Raw genomic sequence first — 19,931 nt, 5'->3', positions numbered from 1 at the left:
CCGGACGCCGATCCGTGTGGGCGCGATCTACCCGTCGGCGGAGGTGCACCGCGCCTGATCGTCGCCGTAGCGATGACCGTGACCGGGTGCCGCCTCGAGCGAGGTGAGCAGGTCCACCGTTGTGTTCACGAACGACACCACCGGCAGCCACGGCGGGGTCGGGGCATCGGCGCGCGCATGCGACAGATCGGGCGGCGACCACAGCAGCGACGGCCGCCACCACACCACCGGGTCGGAGGTGTTCGCCCGGACACTCGCACCGGCGGTGCGGACCCCCGCGGGTGGCCCCGCGAGGAACAGTGCACACGGCTCCGGTTCGTCGTCGAAGACGGCGCTCGCGCCGGACGCTCCCAGAGACTGCCCGTAGACGTGCAGGGCGGGGCGTCGCTCGTCGGGCAGCGTGGACAGGTACGCCCGCAAGGCGGTGACGAGCGCGCGGGCCTCCTCCTCCGCAGCACCGCGATCGAGGACGAAGGTCACCCAGCTCGGCATGTCCGAGTACTGCTGGGCGACGATGGCGACATCGTCGCCCCACCGGTCCTCGAAGCCGCGAACCGCAGCGGCATCGACCCAGCCCGAGCCGGTCGGCACGGCCACCACGAGATGCGGTCGGTCGAAGGCTCTCGCCCGGCGGAGTTCGTCCACCGCGAACTCGGCGCGCGCAGACGGATCCGGCGCGGCCGACAACGGTATGTAGATCCGGATCGGTGACCCCTCGGAGGGCAGGGACACGAACTTCTGCCCCTCTCGACCCAACCGGTTCCACAACACCGCCGATCCCACGCCACCCGACAATCCCGCCGAGAGCGCGGTGGGGGAGGCGACCGTGTCGACCGCCCCTCCGGTTGAGAAGGCCGCCGTGGTGCCGATCCCAACCGTGGCGCCGATTCCCAGCGTCGCGGCGACGGCCACCGCCACCCCGCGTCGCGACAGGAGGTGCACGAGGCGCGGAAGGGCGAGCAGCGCCGCGACGACCACGATCGCGACTGCCAGTGCCTCCAGCCACCAGCGCACATCCAGCGCCGGGACCGCCATCGCCTCCCGCAGACCGTTCTGCCACCGATGCGCACCGGCGGCCGTGACCAGAACGACGGATCCGCCGACGAGGCCGACGGGCACACGCAGTTCCGGTCTCGCCGGCCGCGGAGCCCGACCGGTCCGCCGCCTCGCGGTCACGACGAGACGGAGAACGGCCAGCGCGACCACGACGAACACCCCTGTGACGACGCCCTGCACGACCGACTGTCGCGGCAGCAGGGGAGGGGCGAGGGAGATCACCGTCGCGAGAACCACCGTGAGGATCGTCATCGCCGTACCTTTCGTGCCGTGAAGCCCAGAGCGACCGAGCCCGCAGCGACGGCCAGGGCCCACGGCGATTCCGCGACAGGTGTCCGGTGACCCTGTCGCCACGAGTTGAATTCCACTGCTGCAGAAGAAATCCCTGCGATCGGCGTGCAGGAGGGGGTGCCGGGTTCGGAACGGCAGACGGTGTCGAGATGCCGTGCGAACAGACCGTCGAGGTCGCGGCGGGCACCGGTGTCCAGCTCGCCACCGGTGGTGTGGGCGTACCGCAGGAGGTCGTACCCGAGATCGTGCACCCGGCATGCCGATTCGAACGCCGCCGGCAGCGGCACCGGGGCGGAGCAGTCACCTTCGGGGTCGGCGAGCACCGTCGTCCCGTCCGCCCACTGTTCGACGATCGGCGCATACCCCATCACGGCGGTGAAATCGGCCGGCAGGGACGACAGTGCTCCCTCCGCGTCGTCGGCGACGAGCGCCGTCACCGTCGCTGCGGCCGCGGCGTCCTCCGTCGGGGGCGCGGCGGAGTGGGCGAGCGCCCCCGGCACGGCGCCATATGCTGCGGTGGCGAGGAAGGCGACCGACGCGACTCGGACCGCTGCGGATCTCACTGTCATGCCGGTGACGCTAGGAACGCGCAGCCCTGCACCGGACCCCGCGACGGAGCGATCTCGAGGAGGCCGACACCACCCGCAGAGCTATGCGGATCTCACCCCCAGGTATGAGGACAGTCGAGACCCCGGCTCCTAGCGTGGGTGAGGTGAAAGAGCTTGCGAAGTCCGGCGTGAGAACCGCGGGACGCCTGGGCCGGGGACGGTGGAGCGTCATCACCGTGGTCACCGTGACGTTGATCCTCTATGCGATCGCGTGGCCGACGCTGCCCCTGACCCACGACGTCTCCCCACCCCTGTTGCCGCTGATCTCGGGGATGGCGGTGTTCCCGTTCCTCCTCGTGCTCGTCCGGCCGGCGCTCGGGTGGGCGGTGGCCGCGGCGGCGGGACTCGTCATCCCGATAGCGTTCGACCTGGTCCCCGGCTACGACTATCCGTGGCAGGTAGTGCACATCATGGTGATGCTCGCGCTGGTGTTCGCCGTGGCGATCCGCGAGGAGATCCGGATCGTCCTCGTCGTCTGGGTCTCGACGGTTCTGCTCTTCGCGGCCTTCGTCCCCGGCAGCGACGGCTGGGGCTGGGGGATCGGGATCAGCGCGCTGGTGGTGTTCGGGCTGTTGGTGCGCTGGCTGGTGATCTCCCGACGGCAACTCGCCCAGCAGGAGGAAGCCAGCGAGCTCGAACGTGCACGGCGCGCCATCCTCGAGGAGAAGGCCCACATCGCACGCGACCTCCACGACATCGTTGCCCATCACATGTCGATGATCGTCGTGCAGGCGCAGAGCGCGCCCTACCGGCTCCCGGACGTGAACGACGACGTGCGCGCCGAATTCGACGCCCTCGGTGCGACCGCACGGGAGGCGCTGAACGAGGTCCGCACCCTGCTCGGAGTACTCCGCAGCGACGGGCAGCTCCCCGAACACGAACCGCAGCCCGACATCGACCGCATCGGTGAGCTGTTCGAGTCCTCCCGCCGAGCCGGGATGGCGCTCGAGACGGAGACGGTCGGCGTCCCCGCACCCGTCTCCGACGGTGTCGGACTCACCGTCTACCGGATCCTGCAAGAGTCTCTGGCGAACGCGGCCCGGCACGCACCCGGCGCCCGCGTGTCCGCACGACTGCAGTGGGAGCCGGCGACCGTCACGGTGGAGGTGACCAACGGGCCGGCCTCGCCCGGTCAGGTCGACACCACCGTTCGGCAGTCGGACCGCAGCGGCGGCAACGGAATCCTCGGCATGGTCGAACGTGCGTCCGTCGTGGGCGGGCAACTCGTCGCCCATCCCCGCCCCGGCGGCGGTTTCGAGGTCCGAGCGGTTCTCCCGGTGCTGACCGGGGCCTAAGGTGGGTGCCGATGACCGAACCGCACCCTCCCATCACCGTGTTCATCGCCGACGACCAGGCAATGGTCCGGCAGGGCTTCGGAGCACTGCTCGGAGCCCAGCCCGACATCAGCGTCGTCGGCGATGCCCCCGACGGTCGAGCGGCTGTCTCGGAGGTCGCGCGACTGCGGCCCGACGTCGTCCTCATGGACGTGCGCATGCCCGAGATGAACGGTCTCGACGCGGCGCGGCACATCCTTGCCGACACCCGTGAGCCGCGGTCGAAGGTGCTCATGCTCACCACCTTCGATCTCGACGACTACGTCTACGAGTCGCTCGGGATGGGAGCAAGCGGGTTTCTGCTCAAGGACGCCCCCGCCGACGAACTCGTGCGGGCCGTGAGGGTGGTCGCCGATGGTCAGGCACTGCTCGCGCCGACCGTCACCCGTCGCCTCATCGCCGACGTCACCAGCCGGCGCCGGCCGGCGAGAGGGCGCGACCGCGTCCTCGATCCGCTGACCCCGCGCGAACTCGAGGTGCTGGAACTGATCGCACACGGCCTGTCGAACACCGAGATCGCAGAACGATTGTTCGTCGCCGAGCAGACCGTGAAGACCCACGTCGGCAAGGTTCTCGCAAAACTGCACCTGCGCGACCGGGCACAGGCCGTGGTGCTCGCCTACGAGTCCGGTCTCGTCACACCCGGCTGAATCGGGCTGCCGTCGCGCCGGTGAACGGGCAGGATGGCAATGCAGCAGCGGTCCGGGCGGTATCGGTCCGTGCGGTACGGAACCATGCGACGGGAGGTAGTGCGTGACGAGGATCGGAATTCTCACCAGTGGCGGGGACTGCCCCGGGCTCAACGCGGTCATCCGCGGTGCGGTGCTCAAGGGCACCGAGGTCCACGGACAGGAGTTCGTCGGATTCCTCGACGGCTGGCGCGGTCTCGTCGAGGGCGATGTGATCCCGTTGGACCGCAGCCGTGTTCGCGGTCTCGCCCAGCAGGGTGGCACGATCCTCGGCACGAGCCGGTTCGGTCCGTACCAGGGACCCGACGGTGGGGCACAGAACATCCAGAAGACCCTCGGCCGCCTCGGGATCGACGCGGTGATCGCCATCGGGGGAGAGGGCACCGCTGCCGCCTCGAAGCGACTGTTCGGTGAAGGGATCCGCATCGTCGGTGTGCCGAAGACGATCGACAACGACCTCAGCCACACCGACTACACCTTCGGTTTCGACACGGCCGTCGAGATCGCGACGGTGGCGATCGACCGTCTCCGCACCACCGGCAACTCCCACAAGCGGTGCATGGTGCTCGAGGTCATGGGCCGGCACGCCGGATGGATCGCATTGCACGCGGGTACTGCCGGTGGTGCACACGCCATCCTCATCCCCGAACACCCCGAGAGCCTCGAACAGATCTGCGAGTGGGTGACCAGCGTCCGCGACCGCGGGCGTTCGCCGATGGTTGTCGTCGCTGAGGGCTTCACACTGCCCGAGATGGAGGAGGCGTACTCCACCAAGGGGCTCGACGGATTCGACCGGCCGCGTCTCGGCGGTATCGCGGAGGTGCTCGCGCCGCTCATCGAGAAGCACACCGGCGTCGAGGCCCGCGCGACGGTGCTCGGTCACATCCAACGGGGCGGTGTCCCCACGGCATTCGACCGGGTGCTCGCCACGCGACTCGGCATGGCGGTGACCGATCTCGTCGCCGAGGAGGATTGGGGGCGCATGGTCGCGCTGCACGGCACCGACATCGCTCGGGTCGATTTCGACGAGCTCGCCGAACCGAAGTACGTGCCCGACGAGCGCTATCAGGAGATGCGGATCCTGTTCGGGTGAGGCGGCGCGTCGGCACTGTCGGCGCCGTCTAAAATCGACACCATGACTGCCTCCGTGTCCGCTGACCTGCTCGCCTACGACGACGTGCTCGCGAAGTTCGAGCCCGTGATGGGCATGGAGGTGCACGTCGAGCTGCACACCGCTACCAAGATGTTCTGCGGCTGCCCGACCGCCTTCGGCGCCGAGCCCAACACGCAGGTGTGTCCGGTCTGCCTCGGTCTGCCGGGGGCGCTGCCCGTCGTCAACCAGGCCGCGGTCGAGTCCGCGATCCGCATCGGCCTCGCGCTGAACTGCTCGATCACCCCGTGGGGTCGCTTCGCGCGTAAGAACTACTTCTACCCGGATCAGCCGAAGAACTACCAGATTTCGCAGTACGACGAGCCGATCGCCACCGACGGATATCTCGATGTCGTACTCGATGACGGCACCACCTGGCGGGTCGACATCGAGCGCGCGCACATGGAGGAGGACACCGGCAAGTCGCTGCACGTCGGTGGCGCCACCGGTCGCATCCACGGTGCGAGCCACTCGCTGCTCGACTACAACCGCGCCGGTGTGCCGCTCGTCGAGATCGTCACCAAGCCGATCGTCGGTGCCGGCGAGCGCGCCCCCGAGGTCGCCCGCGCCTACGTCACCGCCCTGCGCGACCTGCTCGAGGCACTCGACGTCTCCGACGTCCGCATGGACCAGGGTTCGATGCGGTGCGACGCGAACATCTCGCTGATGCCCATCGGCGCGAAGGAGTTCGGTACCCGCACCGAGACGAAGAACGTCAACTCTCTCAAGTCCGTCGAGGTGGCCGTGCGCTACGAGATGCGGCGCCAGGCGGCCGTACTGGTCTCCTGTGGTGAGGTGATCCAGGAGACCCGGCACTTCCAGGAGGCCGACGGCACCACCTCGCCCGGTCGCCGCAAGGAGACCGCCGAGGACTACCGCTACTTCCCGGAGCCCGACCTCGAGCCGATCGCGCCCGACGCCGCCTGGGTCGAAGAGCTGCGCGCGACGCTGCCCGAGCTGCCGTGGCTGCGCCGCGCCCGCATCCAGGCCGACTGGGGTGTCTCCGACGAGGAGATGCGCGACCTCGTCAACGCCGGAGCGCTCGACCTCGTCATCGCGACCACCGAGGCCGGCGCCCCCGCCTCGGAGGCCCGCTCGTGGTGGGTCGCCTACCTGGCCCAGCAGGCCAACACCCGCGGTGTCGAACTCGCCGAACTGCCTATCACACCCGAACAGGTCGCCCGCGTCATCGCGCTGGTGGCCGACGGCAAGCTGACGAACAAGCTGGCCCGTCAGGTCGTCGACGGTGTGCTCGCCGGTGAGGGCGAGCCCGACGAGGTGGTCGCCGCTCGCGGTCTCGAGGTCGTGCGCGACGATTCGGCGCTGCAGGCCGCGGTCGACGCCGCGCTGGCCGCCAACCCCGACATCGCCGACAAGATCCGTTCCGGCAAGGTCCAGGCGGCAGGCAAGATCGTCGGCGACGTCATGAAGGCCACTCGCGGACAGGCCGATCCGGCGCGCGTGAAGGAACTCGTCATCGCTGCGTGCAGTTGATCTTGCGCGGCTAGAGTAGCGGCGCATGGACGCTGCTGTCGCCACCTCGCTGTTCTGGATCGCCGTCGCGGCGGTGCTGGCACCGCTGATCGCCGGCGCCGTCCCGCGTCGGCTGGTGCCCGAGGTCGTGCTGCTGCTGGTGGCCGGTGTCCTCATCGGCCCCTACGCGTTCGACCTCGCGGAGACGGGCAGCGAGATCGGCATCCTGCGCGAACTCGGCCTGGGGATGCTCTTCCTGCTCGCCGGATACGAGATCGACCCCGCCGAGTTGCGCGGGCGGGGTGGGCGCCGCGCGATGCTCACCTGGTGCGTGTGCATGCTGTTGGCGCTCGGTACCGTCGCCGCCCTGGGAGCGGTCGGCCAGGTGCACGCCGAGATTGCCGTGGCGATCGCCCTGACATCCACAGCGCTGGGGACGCTCCTGCCGATCCTCGCCGACCGCGGGCTCGTCGCGACCCCACTCGGACGGTCGGTGCTCAATCACGGTGCGTTCGGAGAACTGCTGCCCGTTGTGGCCATGGCAACCCTGCTCGGTGCGCGCGGCGCACTCGGCTCGCTGATCGTCCTGCTGGCGTTCGCGGTCGTGGCCGTCGCCGTCGCCGTGCTGCCGACCTGGATCCTGGGGGAGGGCTCACGGTTCACCCAGTTCGTCCGGCTCGGCTCCGACACCACCGCCCAGATCCCGGTGCGCCTGACAATGTTGCTGCTCGTCGGACTCATCGCCGTCGCCGCCGCCTTCGATCTCGACATCATTCTCGGGGCCTTCGCGGCCGGCTTCATCCTGCGCCGCACGATCCCGGCGGGCGACGAGCGGCTCGAGAAGAAGCTCGACGGTCTCGGATACGGCTTCCTCATCCCGATCTTCTTCGTCACCTCGGGCATGGCGATCGACGTCGGTGCCGTTGCGAGTACCCCGGGCATCCTGCTGGCATTCCTCGGACTGCTCGTCCTGGTGAGGGGTGTACCGGTGTTCGTCGCATCGCGCCTCGAACGCGACGAGACCGGCAACCGCATGTTCGGAACCGCCGAACAACTGCAGATCGCCCTGTACTCCACTACGGGTCTGCCACTGATCGTCGCGGTCACCGGCGTCGCGGTGAGTGCCGATCAGATGACGAACGCGAGCGCGTCGATCCTCGTGGCGGCGGGCGCCGTCACCGTCCTCGTTCTCCCGATGCTCGCGGGGCTGCTCCACCACCCCGCTGCGGCGGAGACACCGGGGCGGGCATGATCAGTCGAATCCGCCGCCACCGGCCGGGAACTGGATGCGGATGACGCGGTCGTCGTTCGGTCCCGGTTCGGCGCCGGACTTGTTGACCGTCGAGACCCACAGCAGGCCGTCGGGCGACGAAGAGGCGCCGCGCAGCATGCCGTAGCGGTCCTCCGCCGCGAGGACGGGGGACGCCGTGACCGCGCCGGTCCCCGGATCGGTAGCGACGACCGCGACGGCCTTCGCGTCGGTGAGCGAGATCGCGATCCCGTCGGGAGCCGCCGCGCACCCGGCGACACCGGGCCGCTCGGGCCACGTCCAGGCCGGGCCGGTGCCGGTCGAGCCGTCGACCCCGACCCGCTGGAGCCGGTCCTCGAGGGGAGTGCGGTCGGTGACCCACAGATTGCCGTTCGGATCGCGGCACACATCGCCTGCGGTGCCGATGCCCGACAGCACCACCGAGGGAGTGGGTGCTGCGCCGGGTGCCGGGAGCGGCAGGTTCAGGAGCTTGCCGGACAGGACGTTCGGATCGTTTGCGGCCGCTGCGTTTCCGGCGTCGCCGGTCAGGACGGCGAGCTCGGTGGGCGAGACGAATTCGATGGCGCCGGAATTGCCCGTCGCGCCGCGCGGGATTCCCGTCAGCACGTCCTTGGGAGTGTCGCCCGCGGCGATGCGAACCACGCGGTTGTCCGAGGCCGTGGTGATGTAGGCGTAGAGCAGTCGGTCCTCGGCGAAGGTGGGGGAGAGTGCCACGTCCAGGAGCCCACCGTCCCCGGATCCGTCGACCGGGATCGTCGCGATCTCCACCGGCTCGGTCTCCGGCGCGACCTGCAGTATCCGACCCGTCCGGCGCTCGGTGACGAGCGCGGAGTTGCCGTCGGGCATCGTCACCAGGCCGCCGGTGACGTCGAGGCAGGTCGCGATCACGGACGGGTCGGGATCGACACACGGCCCCGGAGGCTTGGGGGAGGCGCTCGGCGTGGTCGTCTCGGTGGGGTCCTGGGGCCCGACGCCCGGTCCCGGATCGAAGGTGGGTTCGGGAGTGAACGGGCTCGATGCGGAGTCGTCGAAGCGGGCGCAGGACGGGACGGCGAGGACTCCGACGGCGAGCGCCGCCGCTGCCGCACGTACGCCCCACGAACCCGTCCACCGCGTACCCCGTGTCATGCCGCAAACGTTACCGGCACGACGCGCGCACCCGCGGATGCCGGGTGTGGGGGCAGTCACGGGCCTAGGCTGGGAGCGTGGCCGACAACAAGAACGGTGGCATACCGGACGCGGGTTCGAGTTCCTACGGAAACCAGCCCGACGAGCACACACTCGAGATGCACCGACCACGCGAGTCGTATCTCGGATCGGACGACGACTTCGGGGCCGGGGGAACGCCCCTCGGCACCGACGCCTACGCCGCTCCCACCGAGCAGATGTACCGGCCGGAGCCGGTATTCGGTGCGGATGCGGGCGGCGCGGTGGCCGTCGGCGAGCAGACCCCGAAGGTGCGCCGCGGGACGCTCGACCTCGGATTGTTCGTCCTGCGCGCCGCGGTCGGGGCGATCCTCGTCGCACACGGACTGCAGAAGCTGGTGGGTCTGTGGAACGGCCCGGGTCTCGACGGTTTCGAGTCGTTGCTGCGCGACGCGGGGTACCAGCAGCCCGCCGTGCTCGCGATCGTCGGCGCGGTCGGTGAGATCGCGGCCGGAGGACTGCTCGTCCTGGGTCTGCTCACTCCGTTCGCCGCTGCTGCGATCGTGGCCATCATGGTCAACGCGGTGCTGTTCAAACACGAACTCGAGCCGGGCGTCCAGTTCTTCGCCGCCGAATCATCGGGCTTCGAGTTCGAGGCCCTTCTCGTCGCCTGCGCGGTGACGATCACCCTCACCGGACCTGGACGCATCGCGATCGACGGACGACGCGGCTGGGCGACGCGTCCGTTCCTGGGCTCGTTCGTCGTGCTGCTGATGGGTGTGGCGGCCGGCGTGTGCCTGTGGATCTTCGGACGCTGACATACGAAGGACGGACATCAGGCGAGGGCCCCGCGATCGGGATGATCGCGGGGCCCTCGTTCCTGTTGTCGTGAAGTGTTACGGCACGCGCCGGACGGCACCCTTGTCGGCGGAGGTCGCCAGAGCGGCGTAGGCGCGCAGTGCCTTCGAGACCGTGCGCTCACGGTCGACGGGCTGCCACGGACGCTCGGAGGCCTCCATCTTCGCGCGACGATCCGCGAGCACCTCGTCCTCGACGAGCACCTCGAGGGTGCGGGTCGCGACGTCGATGCGGATCCGGTCGCCCTGCTCGATCAGGCCGATCACACCACCGGACGCGGCCTCGGGGGAGACGTGCCCGATGGACAGACCGGAGGTGCCGCCCGAGAAGCGACCGTCGGTGATCAGGGCACACACCTTGCCCAGACCGATGCCCTTGAGGAAGGAGGTCGGGTGCAGCATCTCCTGCATGCCGGGGCCGCCGGCCGGGCCCTCGTAGCGGACGACGACGACGTCGCCGGCCTTGATCTTCTTGCCGAGGATGGCCGAGACGGCCTCCTCCTGCGACTCGACGACGTAGGCCGGGCCCTCGAAGTGGAACAGATCCTCGTCGATACCGGCGGTCTTGAGGATCGCGCCGTCCGGTGCGAGATTGCCGCGCAGCACGCACAAGCCGCCCTCGACGGTGTAGGCGTGCTCGATGTCGCGGATGCAACCGTTCGCGGCATCGGTGTCGAGCGACGACCAGCGGTTGTCCGTCGAGAACGGTTCGGTGGTGCGCACACCGCCCGGTGCGGCGTGGAACAGTTCGAGGGCCGTCTCGGACGCCTTGCCGGAACGGATGTCCCAGGTGTCGAGCCACTCGTCGAAGCTCTTCGTGTGGACCGTGGAGACGTCGGTCTCGAGCAGGCCACCGCGGCGCAGCTCGCCGAGGATGGCGGGGATTCCGCCGGCGCGGTGCACGTCCTCCATGTGGTAGTCGGAGTTCGGGGAGACCTTCGCCAGGCAGGGCACCCGGCGGCTGATCTCGTCGATGGTGGTGAGGTCGAAGTCGACTTCACCCTCCTGCGCAGCGGCGAGGGTGTGCAGCACGGTGTTGGTGGAACCACCCATCGCGACGTCGAGCGCCATCGCGTTGCGGAAGGCGGCCGGGGTGGCGATGTTGCGCGGAAGCACCGACTCGTCGTCGTCGCGGTAGTAGCGCAGGGCCGCTTCGACGATCGTTCGGCCGGCGGTCTCGAACAGTGCGCGTCGCGCCTCGTGGGTGGCGAGGGTCGAACCGTTGCCGGGCAGCGCGAGACCGAGGGCCTCGGTGAGGCAGTTCATCGAGTTGGCGGTGAACATGCCCGAGCACGAACCGCAGGTCGGGCACGCGCTGCGCTCGACCTCGTCGAGACCCGCGTCGTCGACGGCCTCGCTGGCGGAGGCCGAGATGGCGGTGATGAGGTCGGTGGGGGCCTGCGCGACACCGTTGACGACGACCGCCTTACCGGCCTCCATCGGACCACCGGAGACGAAGATCGTCGGGATGTTCAGGCGCATCGCGGCATTGAGCATGCCCGGGGTGATCTTGTCGCAGTTCGAGATGCACACCAGTGCATCGGCGGTGTGCGCGTTGACCATGTATTCGACGGAGTCGGCGATGATTTCGCGGCTCGGCAGCGAGTAGAGCATGCCGCCGTGGCCCATGGCGATGCCGTCGTCGACTGCGATGGTGTGGAACTCGCGCGCCACGCCGCCCGCTTCGCGCACGGCCTTCGCGACGATCTCACCGACGTCCTTGAGGTGGACGTGACCGGGTACGAACTGCGTGTAGGAGTTCGCGATCGCGACGATCGGCTTGCCGAAGTCGGAATCGGTCAGGCCGGTGGCGCGCCACAGGGAGCGCGCTCCCGCGGCGTTTCGTCCGACGGTGGTGGTGCGTGACCTCAACGGGGGCATGGGCTGACTTCCTTGACGGTGGCTGGTGCGCAATCGGCCGGGCCGCGTCCGGTCGCCGGGCTGGGCGGATCCGGGCAACGGCACCGACGAATCTACTCGCGTGCTTCCGGATGCCTCTATTCGCACCCGGTCGCGAGGATCAGGAGGAGCGGTCCCCCTTCTTCTCGACGGTGACTGCGTCGTCGGTGGTTTCGGCATCCGGACCGGCTTCGGCGGCCGCCTTCTCGCGGTATGCCTTCTCCTCGGCGAGCTGTGCGGCCGCGTACGGATCGGTGATGCGGCCTCCGCTGGCCTCCGACAGCTGCGGCAGCCGGCCGAAGGTGACGACCGGCAGTGCGACCTCGCTGCCGTCGGTGAGCCGTGCGCGGGCCCAGCCCCGCTTCGGGAACCGGAGGCCGTCGAGTTCGTCCCACTTCAGGTTCGTCGTCTTGAAGGTCGCTCGCGCGACGATGCCCTCGGGGCCGACGACGGTGCGTACCCGCACGACCCAGGCGGCGACGAGGAACGGGATGATCAGCGTCCATGCGAAGGCCTCCGGCCACGCCAGCGCGGGGGAGGCGAGGGCGAGGAACAGCAGAGCGCACGCGAGGAAGGACAGTCGCGAGATCTGGATGACCTGCGTCGTCGAATCGGGCGTGTGGGATGATGGGGGCGGTGGCACGGGCTGCTGGGAAGATGACACCTCTACATCTTCGCACTGCAGCCGCGGCATCTCACATTCTGGGACAGTGGACCGCACCAAGTTGACTGTCTGGACACCATGCGCCTACCGTCGAGCGCGTGAATCAGAATGGGTTGCTCGTAATCGGCCGGCGCGTCGTCGCCTGAGCCGCATTTCGCAACTCGCCCACGACGCGCCACCCTCGTACAGCAGACTTGCTGACGAGGGTTTTTTGTTGCCCGGAGCCAGAATCAGAGGAATTCGCAGTGAGCGCACCAACCGCACGGCCTCAACCCTCGCCGCGAAAGCCGGGGTCCGCCACCCCGACTCCCGCAGCTGCCGCGACGCAGCCCGCCAATCGACGCCAGGTCGCCCCCGAGCGGGTCACCGGCGCCCAGTCGGTGGTCCGCGCACTCGAGGAACTCGAGGTCGACACGGTATTCGGCATTCCCGGCGGCGCGATCCTGCCCGTCTACGACCCGATCTTCGATTCGCGGCGCGTGCGCCACGTGCTCGTCCGTCACGAGCAGGGTGCCGGGCACGCTGCCACCGGTTACGCCCAGGCCACCGGCAAGGTCGGCGTGTGCATGGCCACTTCCGGTCCGGGCGCGACGAACCTCGTCACCCCGCTCGCCGACGCGCAGATGGACTCCGTGCCCCTCGTCGCGATCACCGGCCAGGTCGGTCGCCCGCTCATCGGCACCGACGCCTTCCAGGAAGCCGACATCTCCGGCATCACGATGCCGATCACGAAGCACAACTTCCTGGTCACCGACGGCGCCGACATCCCGCGCATCCTGGCCGAGGCGTTCTACCTCGCCTCCTCGGGCCGCCCGGGCGCGGTCCTCGTCGACATCCCCAAGGACATCCTCCAGGCACAGACCACCTTCAGCTGGCCGCCGGAGATGCACCTGCCCGGCTACCGCCCGGTGACGAAGCCGCACGGCAAGCAGGTCCGCGAGGCCGCGCGACTGATCGCCGACGCGAAGAACCCGGTGCTGTACGTCGGCGGCGGTGTCATCAAGGCCGAGGCGTCGGCCGAGCTGCTCGAGCTCGCCGAGCTGACCGGCATCCCGGTCGTTACGACGCTCATGGCCCGCGGTGCGTTCCCCGACAGCCACAACCTGCACTGCGGCATGCCCGGCATGCACGGCAACGTCGCCGCGGTGGCCGCACTGCAGAAGAGTGACCTGCTCATCACCCTCGGTGCCCGCTTCGACGACCGCGTCACCGGTCAGCTGGACTCCTTCGCGCCCGACGCCAAGGTCATCCACGCCGACATCGACCCGGCGGAGATCGGCAAGAACCGGCACGCCGACGTGCCGATCGTCGGTGACTGCAAGGAGGTCATCGTCGAACTGCTCGAGGCGATCCGCGCCGACCTGGCGACCGGCACGAAGCTCGACTACACGGCATGGTGGGCCTACCTCGACGACATCCGTCGCACCTACCCGCTGAGCTACGACCGTCCCACCGACGACACCCTGTCGCCGCAGTACGTCATCCAGGCCGTCGGTAAGCTCGCCGGTCCCGACGCGATCTACTGCGCAGGCGTCGGTCAGCACCAGATGTGGGCGGCGCAGTTCGTCGACTACGAGAAGCCGCGCACCTGGCTCAACTCCGGTGGTCTCGGCACCATGGGCTACGCGGTGCCCGCCGCGATGGGCGCCAAGATGGGTTGCCCCGACACCGAGGTGTGGGCCATCGACGGCGACGGCTGCTTCCAGATGACCAACCAGGAACTCGCGACGTGCGCCGTCGAGGGTGTGCCGATCAAGGTCGCGCTCATCAACAACGGCAATCTCGGCATGGTCCGGCAGTGGCAGACCCTCTTCTACGAGGAGCGATACTCGAACACCGACCTGGCGACGCACTCGCTACGCATCCCCGACTTCGTCAAGCTCGCCGAGGCCCTCGGCTGCGTGGGCATCCGCGTCGAGCGCGAGGAAGACGTCGAGCCTGCGATCCGCCGGGCGCAGGAGGTCAACGATCGTCCCGTCGTGATCGACTTCATCGTCGGCAAGGACGCGCAGGTGTGGCCGATGGTCGCCGCCGGCACGAGCAACGACGAGATCATGGCGGCTCGCGACATCCGGCCGCTGTTCGACGACGACGCCGCTGCCGACGATCCCGCCGTCATCCACGAGACCATCGACGCGCTCGAAACCCGCAGCGAGAACGCTGCGGCCCAGGAGGAGACCAAGTGAGCACGAGTCACACCCTCAGTGTTCTCGTCGAGGACAAGCCGGGCGTGCTCGCCCGAGTCGCATCGCTGTTCTCGCGACGCGGCTTCAACATCGAATCCCTTGCCGTCGGTGGCACCGAGGTGCCCGACATCTCGCGGATGACGATCGTGGTGACCGTCGACGAGTTCCCGCTCGAGCAGGTCACCAAGCAGCTCAACAAGCTCGTCAACGTCATCAAGATCGTCGAGCAGGAGGACGAGGCGTCCGTCGCCCGCGAACTCGTGCTCATCAAGGTGCGCGCCGACGCGAGTGTACGCACCCAGGTCATCGAGACGGTGAATCTGTTCCGCGCCAAGGTGATCGACGTCTCGCCCGAGTCGCTGACCATCGAGGCGACCGGTACGCGGTCCAAGCTCGACGCGCTGCTGCGCATGCTCGAACCGTACGGAATCCGCGAGATCGTCCAGTCCGGTGTCGTCGCCGTCGGACGCGGTCCGAAGTCCATCACGGCTACCCGTTAGCCTTAACACACCCATACTTGCTGAAAGAGGTAATCACTGTGGCAGTCGAGATGTTCTACGACGACGATGCCGACCTGTCGATCATCCAGGGTCGTAAGGTCGCCGTCATCGGCTACGGCAGTCAGGGACACGCGCACTCGCTGAGCCTGCGCGACTCGGGCGTCGACGTTCGCATCGGTCTGAAGGAGGGCTCGAAGTCGCGGGCCAAGGCCGAGGAAGCCGGTCTCACCGTCGGCACCCCCGCCGAGGTCTCCGAGTGGGCCGACGTCATCATGATCCTCGCGCCCGACACCGCCCAGGCGTCGATCTTCACCAACGACATCGAGCCCAACCTGAAGGACGGCGACGCGCTGTTCTTCGGCCACGGCCTCAACATCCACTTCGGTCTCATCACCGCTCCGGAGAACGTGACCGTCGCGATGGTCGCCCCCAAGGGTCCCGGCCACCTCGTGCGTCGTCAGTTCGTCGACGGCAAGGGCGTTCCCGCGCTCATCGCCGTCCATCAGGACCCCAAGGGTGAGGGCCAGGCGCTCGCGCTGTCCTACGCCAAGGGCATCGGCGGCACCCGGGCCGGCGTCATCAAGACCACCTTCAAGGAAGAGACCGAGACCGACCTCTTCGGCGAGCAGGCCGTGCTCTGCGGTGGCACCGAAGAGCTCGTCAAGACCGGCTTCGACGTCATGGTCGAGGCGGGCTACGCCCCCGAGATGGCCTACTTCGAGGTTCTCCACGAGCTCAAGCTCATCGTCGACCTCATGTACGAGGGCGGCATCGCCCGCATGAACTACTCGGTGTCCGACACCGCGGAGTTCGGCGGCTACCTCTCCGGCCCGCGCGTCATCGACGCCGGCACCAAGGAGCGCATGAAGGAGATCCTGAAGGACATCCAGGACGGCACCTTCGTCAAGCGTCTCGTCGCCAACGTCGAGGGCGGCAACAAGGAGCTCGAGGGTCTGCGCAAGCAGAACGCCGAGCACGGCATCGAGGTCGTCGGCAAGCAGCTGCGCGACCTGATGAGCTGGGTCGATCGCCCCATCACCGAGACGGCCTGACAGCCACCTGATCCGGTCACGGCGGCCCGGTACCCCTACGGGGGTGCCGGGCCGCCGTCGTCGGTGCGCGTGAGCGATGTCGCAGTCACGGGCCGAGGCCGCGGAGGATACTTGGCTGATGTGGCTCCTCGCCGCGTTCGGGCGGCTCCCGGGTGTCGCCACCGCACGGTCCTACCGGCGGGGGTGGTTGCGGGGCGACGTCACGGCGGGTCTCGCGCTCAGCGCCCTGCTCGTCCCCACCGGCATGGGATATGCCCAGGCGGCGGGACTGCCGCCCTACACCGGTCTCTACGCGACAGTGGTGCCGATGCTCGTGTACGCGGTGGTCGGTCCGTCCCGGATCCTCGTGCTCGGACCGGATTCCGCGCTCGCCCCGCTCATCGCGGCCGCGGTGATCCCGCTCGCCGCCGACGGTGATCCGCAGCGTGCGGTCGCCCTCGCCGGTGTGCTCGCCCTCCTCGTCGGGGCGATCCTCCTCGTCGGCGGGATACTCCGCTTCGGATTCCTGACCTATCTGCTCTCCACACCCATCCGGGTCGGTTTCCTCAACGCGATCGCGATCATCGTCATCGTCGGGCAGCTCCCGCTCCTGCTGGGCACCTCGGCCGACGAATCCGGTGTCGTCGCCGAGGTTCTCGACGTCGTCGACGACGTCTTCGAGGACGGTGTCGAACCGGTCGGACTTCTCCTCGGCGTCGGCACCCTCGCTGTGATCCTCGCGCTGCAGAAGGTCGTTCCCCGCATACCCGCGGTGCTCGTCGCGGTGGTCGCCGCCTCCGCGGCGGTCGAGGTGTTCGGGCTCACCGATCGGGTGGAGATGGTGGGGGCGTTGCCCGCCGGGATCCCCGCGCCCGTTCTGGGCGGTATCGAACGGGGAGACGTGATCGAACTGCTCGCACCCGCCGTCGCCGTCGCCGTCATCGCGTTCGCCGACACCGCGGTGCTGTCGCGCTCGTTCGCGCTCCGACGGGGCGAGGACGTGGACGGCAGTTCCGAGATGCGCGCCCTCGGTGTGGTGAACATCGCAGCCGGTGCGACAGGCGGATTCCCGATCTGCGGCAGCGGCAGTCGCACTCCCGTCCTCGTACAGGCCGGAGCGCGTACCCAGCTCGCGGGTGCCGTCGGAGCGGTGACGGTCGCGATCTTCCTGCTGGCCGCGCCGGGGGCGACAGCGTACCTGCCGCAGGCCGCGCTCGCTGCCGTCGTGATCGCCGCGGCGAGTGCGCTCGTCGATGTGAAGGGGCTCGGTCGCCTGTGGCGGGTCAACAAGATCGAATTCTGTTTGTCCTTCGCCGCATTCGTGGCGGTCGGTCTCGCCGGTGTGTTGAGGGGTGTACTCGTCGCGATCGCATTGTCGTTGGCGGTCGTGATCGTGCGTGCCTGGCAACCCCACCGGACCGAACTCGTCGAACTCGAGGACATCGCCGGATATCACGACCGGGAGCGGCATCCCGAGGGCCACCGCATCCCGGGTCTCGTGCTCGTGCGATTCGACGCCCCGCTGTTCTTCGCGAACGGTGTGATCCTCACGAAGTTCGTCCGTGAACTCGTCCGCGAACGCGAGGACCGTATCGAGTGGGTGGTACTCGCGGCCGAACCGATCACGGATCTCGACATCAGCGCCGTCGAGGAGATCGAACGTCTCGACGACTACCTCGCCCACAGGGGGATACGGCTCGCCTTCGCCGCGATGAAGGGGCCGGTCAAGGACAAGTTGCACCGGATGCAATCGGGGAATCGCTTCGGGGCCGGGCGATTCCATCCGACCGTCCGCACCGCCGTGGTGGCCTTCCGGCACCGGAACCAGCCCGGCATCGAGCGCAGTGTGCTCGACGCACCCCCGCAGGACATCGTCCCGCCCCCGCGGAAGGATCGGCCCGCACCACCGTGATCCCGGTCCCGGTGGCCCCGTGGGAGGGGCCGGGGCACTAAACTGTGGGCGGTCGCGGGTGCCCACGCATGCTGTCGGGCGCGAGCGCCGTCGACCACTCACACATTCACGACACAGGGAGTCCGCACGTGAGCCAGAATGGCCGTCCAGTAGTCCTGATCGCCGACAAGCTTGCGCAGTCGACCGTCGATGCGCTCGGTGACGGTGTCGAGGTGCGCTGGGTCGACGGCCCCGACCGCCCCGCCCTGCTCGCGGCCGTGCCCGAGGCCCAGGCGCTGCTGGTCCGCTCCGCGACCACCGTCGACGCCGAGGTGCTCGCTGCGGCGCCCAACCTCAAGATCGTCGGTCGCGCCGGTGTCGGCCTCGACAACGTCGACATCGCCGCTGCCACCGAGCGCGGTGTGATGGTCGTCAACGCGCCCACCTCCAACATCCACTCCGCCGCGGAGCACGCGGCCGCGCTCCTCATGTCCGCGGCGCGTCAGGTTCCCGCCGCCGACCGCACCCTGCGTGAGCGCACCTGGAAGCGGTCGAGCTTCAACGGCACCGAAATCCTCGGCAAAACGGTCGGCGTCGTCGGCCTCGGCCGCATCGGCCAGCTGTTCGCCCAGCGTCTCGCGGCGTTCGAGACCCACGTCATCGCGTACGACCCCTACCTGCCGGCCGCCCGCGCCGCACAGCTCGGCATCGAGCTCGTCGACATCGACGAGCTGGTCGCCCGCGCCGACTTCATCTCGGTGCACCTGCCCAAGACCAAGGAGACCGCCGGCCTGATCAACGCCGAGCGTCTGTCCAAGGCCAAGGACGGCGTCATCATCGTCAACGCCGCCCGCGGTGGCCTGATCGACGAGGACGCGCTGTACGACGCGCTCGTCGAAGGCAAGGTCCGCGCTGCCGGCCTCGACGTCTTCGAGACCGAGCCGTGCACCGATTCGAAGCTGTTCGACCTCGACAACGTCGTCGTCACCCCGCACCTCGGTGCATCCACCGCCGAGGCCCAGGACCGCGCCGGTACCGACGTCGCCAAGAGCGTGCTGCTCGCCCTCGCCGGCGAGTTCGTGCCCGACGCCGTCAACGTCTCCGGTGGCCCCGTGGGCGAGGAGGTCGCGCCGTGGCTCGAGCTCGTCCGCAAGCTCGGTCTGCTCGCCGGCACCCTCTCGCCCGAGGCCGTGCAGAACGTGCAGGTCGTCGTCAGCGGTGAGCTCTCGGCCGAGAACACCGACATCCTCGGCCTGGCCGCCCTCCGCGGCCTGTTCTCGGCGAGCAGCGACGAGCCCGTCACCTTCGTCAACGCCCCCAAGCTCGCGGAGCAGCGCGGCGTGACCGTCGAGGTCGAGAAGGTCAGCGAGGCCACCACGCACCGCAGCGCCGTCGAGGTCCGCGCCGTGGCGCCGGACGGACACGTCACGTCCGTCGCGGGTGCGCTCACCGGCCTGCAGCAGGTCGAGAAGATCGTCAACATCAACAGCCGCAGCTTCGACCTCCGCGCCGAGGGCCACAACCTGATCGTCCACTACCAGGACCGTCCGGGTGTCCTCGGAACGCTGGGCACCGTGCTCGGCAACGCGAGCATCGACATCCAGGCCGCGGCGCTGAGCCAGGACGCGGAGGGCCCCGGCGCCACCGTGATCCTCCGTGTCGACCGCGTCGTCGGCGACGCCGAGGTCGGACAGATCACCGAGGCGCTCGACGCGCGCGTCGCCCAGGTCGACCTGTCCTGATCCTTCGGTTCTCCATCATCCGGTGGCGGGGGCCCGGGGGCCGGGGGCGGGGCCCCCCCGCGCGCGAGGGGGATGTGGTGGTGGAAAGAGGGGGGGGGGCGCGGGGGGGGCGCGGGGGGGGGGGGGCCGCGGCGGGGGGGGAGG

General features: G+C 69.2%; 16 protein-coding genes. 11 read left to right on the top strand and 5 right to left on the bottom strand.

From position 1 onward, the window contains the following. Window positions 1-27: 27 nt before the first annotated feature. Both A5767_RS19675 and A5767_RS19670 read right to left on the bottom strand, forming a co-directional pair. Window positions 28-1,308 (bottom strand): alpha/beta-hydrolase family protein, encoded by a 1,281-nt coding sequence (locus A5767_RS19675; protein ID WP_064852976.1) that lies wholly within the window; start codon window positions 1,306-1,308, stop codon window positions 28-30. Beyond that, on the bottom strand, window positions 1,305-1,916 hold the full coding sequence (locus tag A5767_RS19670; protein ID WP_064852975.1) for a hypothetical protein: 612 nt from the start codon (window positions 1,914-1,916) through the stop codon (window positions 1,305-1,307). Before A5767_RS19670 ends, A5767_RS19675 begins: the two co-directional genes overlap by 4 nt. Window positions 1,917-2,083: 167 nt before the next feature. Here A5767_RS19670 and A5767_RS19665 point away from each other — a divergent pair, with 167 nt between their 5' ends. From A5767_RS19665 to A5767_RS19645, 5 genes are all read left to right on the top strand, one after another. Then, window positions 2,084-3,250, top strand: a complete 1,167-nt coding sequence (locus A5767_RS19665; RefSeq protein ID WP_428835189.1) for a sensor histidine kinase — start codon at window positions 2,084-2,086, stop codon at window positions 3,248-3,250. An 11-nt stretch (window positions 3,251-3,261) separates the two neighbouring features. After that, window positions 3,262-3,939 carry a response regulator gene (locus A5767_RS19660; protein WP_033097743.1) on the top strand — a complete coding sequence of 226 codons (678 nt, stop codon included), beginning with the start codon at window positions 3,262-3,264 and terminating at the stop codon, window positions 3,937-3,939. A 103-nt stretch (window positions 3,940-4,042) separates the two neighbouring features. After that, window positions 4,043-5,071, top strand: a complete 1,029-nt coding sequence (locus A5767_RS19655) for a 6-phosphofructokinase (protein WP_024101390.1) — start codon at window positions 4,043-4,045, stop codon at window positions 5,069-5,071. 42 nt (window positions 5,072-5,113) lie between these two features. Continuing rightward, a complete protein-coding gene (gatB, locus tag A5767_RS19650; RefSeq protein WP_064852973.1) occupies window positions 5,114-6,622 on the top strand; it encodes an Asp-tRNA(Asn)/Glu-tRNA(Gln) amidotransferase subunit GatB in 1,509 nt (502 codons plus the stop codon). Between the two features lie 25 nt (window positions 6,623-6,647). Then, window positions 6,648-7,853, top strand: a complete 1,206-nt coding sequence (locus A5767_RS19645) for a cation:proton antiporter (RefSeq protein WP_064852972.1) — start codon at window positions 6,648-6,650, stop codon at window positions 7,851-7,853. Here the strand turns inward: A5767_RS19645 and A5767_RS19640 are convergent, their stop codons facing one another. Continuing rightward, window positions 7,854-8,999, bottom strand: a complete 1,146-nt coding sequence (locus tag A5767_RS19640) for a PQQ-dependent sugar dehydrogenase (protein ID WP_064852971.1) — start codon at window positions 8,997-8,999, stop codon at window positions 7,854-7,856. It lies immediately after the preceding gene. Window positions 9,000-9,076: 77 nt separating this feature from the next. Here A5767_RS19640 and A5767_RS19635 point away from each other — a divergent pair, with 77 nt between their 5' ends. Further along, entirely contained in the window at window positions 9,077-9,835 is a 759-nt protein-coding gene (locus A5767_RS19635; protein ID WP_019288387.1) for a DoxX family protein, read from the top strand. Between the two features lie 78 nt (window positions 9,836-9,913). Here A5767_RS19635 and ilvD read toward each other — a convergent pair whose 3' ends face one another. Next, the gene (gene ilvD / locus A5767_RS19630; protein WP_064852970.1) at window positions 9,914-11,755 is read right to left on the bottom strand and encodes a dihydroxy-acid dehydratase; all 1,842 of its coding nucleotides are present in this window, start codon (window positions 11,753-11,755) and stop codon (window positions 9,914-9,916) included. A gap of 139 nt (window positions 11,756-11,894) precedes the next feature. Continuing rightward, a complete protein-coding gene (locus A5767_RS19625) occupies window positions 11,895-12,416 on the bottom strand; it encodes a PH domain-containing protein (RefSeq protein WP_006554537.1) in 522 nt (173 codons plus the stop codon). A 266-nt stretch (window positions 12,417-12,682) separates the two neighbouring features. Between A5767_RS19625 and A5767_RS19620 the strand changes: the two genes are divergently transcribed. The 5 genes from A5767_RS19620 (at window position 12,683) to serA (ending at window position 19,787) form a co-directional block, all read left to right on the top strand. After that, window positions 12,683-14,623 carry an acetolactate synthase large subunit gene (locus A5767_RS19620; protein ID WP_024101384.1) on the top strand — a complete coding sequence of 647 codons (1,941 nt, stop codon included), beginning with the start codon at window positions 12,683-12,685 and terminating at the stop codon, window positions 14,621-14,623. After that, the gene (gene ilvN, locus A5767_RS19615) at window positions 14,620-15,123 is read left to right on the top strand and encodes an acetolactate synthase small subunit (protein ID WP_006554535.1); all 504 of its coding nucleotides are present in this window, start codon (window positions 14,620-14,622) and stop codon (window positions 15,121-15,123) included. Before A5767_RS19620 ends, ilvN begins: the two co-directional genes overlap by 4 nt. A gap of 50 nt (window positions 15,124-15,173) precedes the next feature. Beyond that, window positions 15,174-16,175 carry a ketol-acid reductoisomerase gene (gene ilvC / locus A5767_RS19610; RefSeq protein WP_170318577.1) on the top strand — a complete coding sequence of 334 codons (1,002 nt, stop codon included), beginning with the start codon at window positions 15,174-15,176 and terminating at the stop codon, window positions 16,173-16,175. 118 nt (window positions 16,176-16,293) lie between these two features. Then, complete coding sequence (locus A5767_RS19605; RefSeq protein WP_059380776.1) at window positions 16,294-18,066, top strand: SulP family inorganic anion transporter; 1,773 nt, start codon at window positions 16,294-16,296, stop codon at window positions 18,064-18,066. A gap of 128 nt (window positions 18,067-18,194) precedes the next feature. Continuing rightward, complete coding sequence (gene serA, locus A5767_RS19600) at window positions 18,195-19,787, top strand: phosphoglycerate dehydrogenase (protein ID WP_064852969.1); 1,593 nt, start codon at window positions 18,195-18,197, stop codon at window positions 19,785-19,787. Window positions 19,788-19,931 lie beyond the last annotated feature (144 nt).

This window comes from Rhodococcus sp. 852002-51564_SCH6189132-a (assembly GCF_001665495.1).
Lineage (GTDB): Bacteria > Actinomycetota > Actinomycetes > Mycobacteriales > Mycobacteriaceae > Rhodococcus > Rhodococcus pyridinivorans.
This window is presented reverse-complemented; position numbering and strand designations above follow the sequence as displayed.